This window comes from Daejeonella sp., assembly GCF_049655485.1.
Taxonomy (GTDB): domain Bacteria; phylum Bacteroidota; class Bacteroidia; order Sphingobacteriales; family Sphingobacteriaceae; genus Daejeonella.
In genome coordinates, this window is record NZ_JBASJU010000206.1 from 1 (window position 1) to 5,194 (window position 5,194).

The 5,194-nt window shown below is 41.4% G+C and carries 6 protein-coding genes; 3 read left to right on the plus strand and 3 right to left on the minus strand.

From position 1 onward, the window contains the following. The 3 genes from WBJ10_RS08765 to WBJ10_RS08775 form a co-directional block, all read left to right on the plus strand. Positions 1–1,755: xanthine dehydrogenase family protein molybdopterin-binding subunit (locus tag WBJ10_RS08765; RefSeq protein ID WP_424289376.1), on the plus strand; the 1,755-nt coding region annotated here is incomplete at its 5' end. A gap of 19 nt (positions 1,756–1,774) precedes the next feature. Continuing rightward, complete coding sequence (locus WBJ10_RS08770; RefSeq protein WP_424289378.1) at positions 1,775–2,236, plus strand: (2Fe-2S)-binding protein; 462 nt, start codon at positions 1,775–1,777, stop codon at positions 2,234–2,236. Between the two features lie 19 nt (positions 2,237–2,255). Beyond that, positions 2,256–2,864 (plus strand): hypothetical protein, encoded by a 609-nt coding sequence (locus tag WBJ10_RS08775; RefSeq protein ID WP_424289380.1) that lies wholly within the window; start codon positions 2,256–2,258, stop codon positions 2,862–2,864. 9 nt (positions 2,865–2,873) lie between these two features. Here WBJ10_RS08775 and WBJ10_RS08780 read toward each other — a convergent pair whose 3' ends face one another. The 3 genes from WBJ10_RS08780 to WBJ10_RS08790 all read right to left on the minus strand — a co-directional run. Then, entirely contained in the window at positions 2,874–3,731 is an 858-nt protein-coding gene (locus WBJ10_RS08780; protein ID WP_424289382.1) for an RteC domain-containing protein, read from the minus strand. A gap of 163 nt (positions 3,732–3,894) precedes the next feature. Beyond that, on the minus strand, positions 3,895–4,812 hold the full coding sequence (locus tag WBJ10_RS08785) for a response regulator transcription factor (RefSeq protein ID WP_424289384.1): 918 nt from the start codon (positions 4,810–4,812) through the stop codon (positions 3,895–3,897). An 11-nt stretch (positions 4,813–4,823) separates the two neighbouring features. Further along, positions 4,824–5,194 (minus strand): GNAT family N-acetyltransferase (locus tag WBJ10_RS08790; RefSeq protein ID WP_424289386.1); only part of this gene is annotated, 371 nt, incomplete at its 5' end.

Genomic DNA, 5,194 nt, shown 5'->3' on the forward strand with positions numbered 1-5,194 from the left:
TATGGCAGCTTTGCCTCCCAAGCCGCACTGGTACCTATACCAAAAGGAATTAAGCTAAAAGAAGTAAGCAAGTTTAACGTTGTTGGAAGCTCAAAGAAGAATGTCGAAGGGCTAAAAATCGTTTCGGGTAAGTCTCTATTCGGAATAGATTATAAGCATGAAGGAATGCTGATTGCTATGATCGAGCATCCTCCGGGTTTTGGGATGAAGCTTAAATCTTTCGATGCCGCGGAGACTTTAAAAATGCCCGGCATTAAGCATGTATTTACTCAGAGACTGTATGAAGACGGATTTGCGCAGGGAGGGTTCGACACCCGTACATTTAACAATCTGCTGGTAGTAGTTGGGAAAAGCACATGGGAGGTAATGCAAGCTCGTAAGAAACTGAAAGTCGAATGGGAGCCGGCGGGTGATACCAAAGATACTATGGGCGGCAGGGGACAATCCAGAGAAGTGGTGGTTCCGGGAGAACTCGCAACTACAAGTAATCAACTTGCCCAAATGGCGGAATTTGCTCAGAAGCCAGCTCAGCAGCTAAGAAAGGATGGCGATCCGGAAGCTGCCTTTAAGAATGCTGCCCAGATTATCGAACGCACTTTTAATGCACCATTCCTTGCTCATAACTGCATGGAGCCAATGAATTTTTTCGCCCATGTTACGGATGAGAAGGCTTTATTTGTAGGCCCCTTACAGGCGCCGGGCTGGACTGAACCAACGCTTGCAAAAATATTTAATTTGCCTCCTGAAAAGATCGAGATCCAGATGACTCGTATGGGCGGCGGCTTTGGGCGAAGAGCTTATGGTCATTACCTGACGGAAGCAGGGCTAATTTCAAAAAAAGTCAATGCGCCTGTTAAACTTGTCTACTCTCGTGAGGATGACATGACCTATGGTATTTATCGCCCAATGTATACCGCTACCTATCGTGCAGCTTTGGACGCTGACAAGAATCTGATTGCATTTCATGTTAAAGGGGGAGGTATACCAGAACATGCTATACACGCTAACAGGTTCCCTGCTGGTGCTGTTGACAATTACCTTGCAGAAGGTTGGCAAATACCCTCGAATATAACGATAGGAGCATTTAGAGCTCCGCGATCTAATTTTAATGCTGCGGCTGAGCAGTCATTTCTGGACGAAGTAGCTGAAGCTATGGGTAAAGATCCCATAGAACTCAGGTTAGACTTGTTAAAACGGGCAAAAGAAAACCCTGTAGGCAAGAATAACGAATATGATGCGGACCGTTATGCTGGAATTTTAAAACTTGTTAAAGAAAAGTCCGGATGGGGAAAACCTGAGAATAGCAAATATCATCGTGGTGTGGCAGCTTATTTTTGTCATGCATCATACGCTGCCCATATTGTGGATGTGGTCATGAAGGATGGAGAACCTTACGTGGAGAGAGTTGTCAGTGCCATCGATTGTGGGATCGTTGTTAATCCTGATGCAGCTACTAATATGGTTCAGGGCGCGGTAGTTGACGGAATTGGAAACGCATTTTACGGAGCATTAACACACAAAAATGGTGCTGCAGAACAAAGTAATTTTCATAATTACCGAATCATTCGCATGCATGAGGCGCCGAAAAAGATCGAAGTACACTTTGTTAAAAATGAAATAGACCCAACAGGTTTAGGAGAACCGCCTTTTCCACCCGTATTTGGAGCAGTTGCAAATGCCTTATATAAAGCGAGCGGAAAACGCTTCTATCAACAGCCCTTTGTTTCATCATCAAATGGCAACGGTGCTATTTAATTAAAAAAAATTAGATGTTATGGTCACATTAGATATAAACAAGAAATCGTACAAGGTTGATGTAGATCCGAATACACCTTTATTATGGGTGCTTAGAGAAAATCTCGATCTGGTTGGAACAAAGTATGGATGTGGTGAAGCTCAGTGCGGAGCCTGTGTAGTGCATCTCAACGGGGAAGCTGTCCGCTCCTGTGTTACAAAAGTTGCTCGAGCAGTCGGAAAGAAGGTTGTTACTATTGAAGGCCTTTCTGACAAGAATGATCATCCGCTACAGAAAGCTTGGCTGGAACAGGATGTTGCTCAATGCGGATATTGTCAATCGGGCCAAATTATGTCGGCGGCTGTTCTCCTCAAGGAAAATAAAAATCCAACTGATGCCGATATTGATGCCGCGATGTCCGGTAATATTTGCCGGTGTGGTACATATTTGAGAATTCGCAGTGCCATTCATGCAGCTGCTGAAATTCAGCGCAAAGGCTAACGTTATCAGGATCAAGATCATGCAGAAAAAGATAATTATAGGTTCGGTCATTATAGGTTCAGTATTCATTTTACGAAGTTTTGGTGAGATCAATGAATCTCCTGTAACAACATCCCGCAACATTATCGTTAATGCGGACAGTATCGCATCGGTTAAAGCGTTTAGTGATGTATATGCCGTTTTGATGAGTCCGCGTTGTATGAACTGCCACCCAGCTGGTGATGTCCCGCTGCAGGGAGATGACAGTCATTTACACACTATGTTACCGCGCAGGGGCAAAGACGGAAAAGGTCTGTATGCTATGAAATGTTCGAATTGCCATCAGCCTAACAATGTCGAGGGCCTTCACAAACCTCCTGGCAACCCGAACTGGCATTTACCGCCAGCCGACATGAAGATGGTTTTTGAGGGTAAAACACCTGAGCAACTGGCCAGACAGCTTATTAACCCAAAGACAAACGGCAATAAAAGCCTTCAGAAGCTAATCGACCACGCGGATGATGACTTGGTAAAATGGGGCTGGAATCCTGGTGAGGGACGTACATTGCCGCCTTTGACTCATGCAGAATTTAAAAAAGCGTGGGTTACCTGGATCGAAAAGGGAGCATATATACCAAAAAATCAATAATTGGGTGTGCTACGAAAAATGTATTCGTTTCAAATTTGGGCGTTCTAATTCATGTTTTTCGTCCATTTTCCTCGTCAAACATAGTTTTAGCTTATCTAAGAAAACAGTACGTTCCTTTTTTCGGTTTGAAATGTCTGTGTACTTATGGTAGTAATATTTTAAGTCCACTTTAAATATCGACTGAAAAAATAGGATGGCACTCTTTATCTGAATGTTACCATTGTTCAGACATCCGCTTTCAACCAAAGCATATAGCAGCTCTACCAAGTCTGTTTGGTTTCCTGTCCAAATTACAGGTGATTCTGCCAGCTGAATACAATCACTGTCGAAACTTTTGCACTTTTTCGACAAAAATTCCTGGAACTGTTCATTGGCGATGACTTTCGAAATCTTATAATCATGACTAGTTGAGAAAAGCTCGTCTCCTTGAAAATCCTCCAATTCGGAATACACATCAAAATTGCCCCTAGTAAAATAAAAGCTGTCAAGGTGGTCGGAGCCAGATCTGTAATAATGATAAAAGCTTTGATTCCGATCAAAAAAATGTTTTAGTTCTTTCAGTTGGGATGATATATAAGCCTTCAAAATTTCATCACTGCCTGTGGGAGTTTTGACGTAATAGTTGTATATACTGATGTAATATATGTACTTGCTATAAAATACGGGTTTGATCTGTTTAAAGAATGTGATTTCCTCTTCCAGCGATCCGAAAAAATAGCTTAAAAGATATTTCCTTAATATACCTAATGCTTTTTTACAAAGTGCAATTGCTTGTTTAAGCTTCTCGCATTCCGTCAAATTTTTCTGAGTTAACTCATATAGTTCAGTTTCGAGCGCAAATGCTAATCTGTCGGAAAATGTTTTCATAGTTCAAATAATTAGGGAAACCTGATGTGCTATGAGTTGCAGAGCACTAACGCAGAACAAAAATCCTTAATTATAAGACACTTGTAAATACTTTTAAAGGAGTATTTCACTACTTAAAAAGGAGTATTAAGACGATATTTTGGCCAAAATGCTACCTTAGGAACTAGTTTTCCAATTTATGAATGAGTTCCACCCGGTTGGTGGAAGAGGTCTTCTCGAAAATATTTCGCACATGTTTTTTGACCGTCAGTTCAGAAATAAACAGCTTATCTGCTATTGTCTGGTATTTGTTTCCTTGTCGTAGTAGCTGAACAATTTCAATCTCGCGATTGGTCAGTTTGTACCGAGCACTGTTTTCTTCGAAAATTTGTGGGTTGCTTCCATTGATTGATAATTCGATCAATTGTCGATACTCTTGACGGGCATTAATAACTGATTTATAAAGAAACATAACCGTGATCACTACGAATCCGCCATTGGTGCAGATCACCTCCACAAACTGACCCCAATTAAAATAGGCGATTACGGGCATCATTACCCAGGGGATTACTGCCCCATAAACGGCGATAACTTCTATGAAATTGACTTTGCTTCTGTTTGCATAATATTTCAATCGTATTGACCGAAGAATCGCCCATAGTAGTACTATGGCGTAAAAGAATGGAACTATTATGCCATTTTGAATCGCAAAATCAAGATTTTTATTAATAGAGTATACAATGACAAAGAAGATAAGGTAGGGTAGGAGAAAGAAAAGAAAAACTCCATATACAGCATGAAAACGAAGTCTTTCAAGTTCAAAGCCTCTGTAGAAATAGTAAGGGAAGTAAGACGCCATCAAGAATCCACTGCCATACGCCAAGCTGTTCTGCGCGACTATAGAAAGGTTAATCTCTGGGTCCGGGAAGAGTCCGCCACTAATGTTGTATACAATAAGGAGAAATAATAGGATTAGATAATATAGTCGTGGCTTATCCTGCGGTCGGGACAGATAATAGATAACCTGGTAAAAGAACATCGCAATTTCGAGTACTACGAAAATGAATGTGATAAGAAGCATTTCTGTACCAAACACCTTCATAGCCGGGCTTTTTAAGCGAAATCACGTTTAAGAAAATACAGTTTGTAAGATAAATCGAGGTCTTCGTAAATATCAAAGCCGAACTTTTTGTACCACGGTAGATTTCGTTGTGTGGATGTCTCCAGATAAATGGGCCTCGATTGAACCTGGCTGTCTTCGATAACCTCGTTCATTAACTGCGTGCCGATTCCAGTCCCTTGAGAATCCGGGTCAACACCAATAAACCACAAATAATACATGGGTGTATCGGGCTGGATTTTTTTGATAGCCGACTCCCGTTTCATCGCCTTGCCAATATTGCCTAAACCAATACAGTTGAAAAGAAGCTTGATGTCCTCAAGAATTGACTTGAAGGTGGTTTTCTTACGGTCGGGGTACAATA

What these genes read in the sequence shown, in the direction of transcription:
- WBJ10_RS08770 (WP_424289378.1), top strand. Translation starts at nt 1,775, where the DNA reads ATGGTCACATTAGATATAAACAAGAAATCGTACAAGGTTGATGTAGAT.
- WBJ10_RS08775 (WP_424289380.1), top strand. Translation starts at nt 2,256, where the DNA reads ATGCAGAAAAAGATAATTATAGGTTCGGTCATTATAGGTTCAGTATTC.
- WBJ10_RS08780 (WP_424289382.1), bottom strand. Translation starts at nt 3,731, where the DNA reads ATGAAAACATTTTCCGACAGATTAGCATTTGCGCTCGAAACTGAACTA.
- WBJ10_RS08785 (WP_424289384.1), bottom strand. Translation starts at nt 4,812, where the DNA reads ATGAAGGTGTTTGGTACAGAAATGCTTCTTATCACATTCATTTTCGTA.